Annotated in this window: 2 protein-coding genes; both read right to left on the reverse strand. The window is 57.4% G+C overall.

The annotated features are described in order from the left end of the window. Nucleotides 1–614: 614 nt before the first annotated feature. On the reverse strand, nt 615–1,112 hold the full coding sequence (locus WM40_RS26915) for a GNAT family N-acetyltransferase (RefSeq protein WP_046154621.1): 498 nt from the start codon (nt 1,110–1,112) through the stop codon (nt 615–617). Next, on the reverse strand, nt 1,109–1,390 hold the full coding sequence (locus tag WM40_RS26920) for a type II toxin-antitoxin system TacA family antitoxin (RefSeq protein ID WP_024905760.1): 282 nt from the start codon (nt 1,388–1,390) through the stop codon (nt 1,109–1,111). Before WM40_RS26920 ends, WM40_RS26915 begins: the two co-directional genes overlap by 4 nt. Nucleotides 1,391–1,468: the final 78 nt, after the last annotated feature.

Genomic DNA, 1,468 nt, shown 5'->3' on the forward strand with positions numbered 1-1,468 from the left:
ATATGCGTTGATTTCACCAGATCACCGCCCACCGAGGGGCGTGCTTGCGTCGAGCGAGCACCCGCGGGAAGCACGGTGTGGCGCATCGAAGGCGAACTCGAATAATAGCACCGCCCGCTTGGCCGAGAAACGATCTGCTACTAATGATTACTATTATAATCAGAAGTGGCAGATTTTTAGCCCTTCTCCCCACCTTACCTGCTCGCCTTGCCATAAGCACCGTGTTGACAAGCACTTAGGCGCCGATCCCACCCATGAATTGGGCAGCATTGTCCGTTAGTTGCATTACTGCCTCTCCATCCCGTCCTGGTCGATCAGCGTGCGCCCAAGCAGCTGCGAGCGCCGGTCTCGGACGGTTGTTCGGCCATAACCGAAGTTGGACACTCACTCAGTCAATGCCCGCAGTCCGCCGCGCACCGAACATTGGCGAATGCTATCGGGCGATGTCGGCGTGGGGGGAGGCTATCGACCCCGAACCGACCTTCAAGAATGCTTAAAGCCAACGGCAGCTTCCGAGCCGCAACGGTCGTTGGCGTAACCGGCATCCATGAGGGACTATCTCTGTAGAAGTATTCGAAATATGTTCTTGATCCAGTTGTCCTGAAACGGCGATTTCAAGAGCGCCGGACCGTCGCAAGCGGCAAAAACAGGGTGCACGGTGAGTCTGGTAAGGGGATGAAGCCGTGATGGCGGTAAAAGGCCGTTGCGGTGTCGTCTTTTGCGTCCACCATCAGGGCGAAAGCCGCAATTTCCGACCTGGCGGCACGGTCGAGTGCATCAGCCAAAAGCGCCCCCCCCAAACCTTGTCCCGTGAATGACTTATCAACGGCCAAGCGGCCCATACGGACAGCGGGCACGGTGGGGTAACGTGGCAGTTTCTTGCCCGTACTGGTCGGAAGCTCAGACAGCAGCAAGCTCCCCGACGCTAGTGTGTAGTAGCCAGCGATACGCTGCTTGTCCGTCAACGCCACAAAACAGGCAGCCACGCGGCGGCGAATGTCCTGTGAGACTTGCTCCCGCAGGTAGCGGTTAAGCGGCTCAGCGTCGCTGAGAAAAGTAGCGCGGTCATGAGTGGCATTGAGCGGTGCTAGGCGAAATGGCGCATCACTCATTCAGTGCGCAAAATTTTGCTGCGACGGGCGAAGGCGCGCTCTAGCGCTGGGGCCGCTTTCGGTGGTGCCAGCAGGGCTTGTGCGAAACACTCCTGATCTGCGAGCGATAGACGGATGACCTCCGCTTGCTCGATTGCGCGCTGCGCGGCATCTTGCACGGCAGACACCACGAAATCGGTCATGGTGCGTCCCTGAAGCTCGGCAGCACGCTTTAGCATCAAATGCAGATCAGTACTGATTCGGGCTTCAAGACGGGAAGTAGCTGCAGTGGCGGGCATAGTCTTATCCTCCTGAGTGAATTATACGGCAATTTGCCGTACACAAACAAGACAGCATTTTTTCCGTCCCCGCTTATT

This window comes from Robbsia andropogonis (assembly GCF_000970345.1).
GTDB lineage: Bacteria > Pseudomonadota > Gammaproteobacteria > Burkholderiales > Burkholderiaceae > Robbsia > Robbsia andropogonis.

Excerpts from the sequence above, each read along its gene's own strand:
- WM40_RS26915 (WP_046154621.1), bottom strand. The coding sequence starts at position 1,112 with ATGAGTGATGCGCCATTTCGCCTAGCACCGCTCAATGCCACTCATGAC.
- WM40_RS26920 (WP_024905760.1), bottom strand. The coding sequence starts at position 1,390 with ATGCCCGCCACTGCAGCTACTTCCCGTCTTGAAGCCCGAATCAGTACT.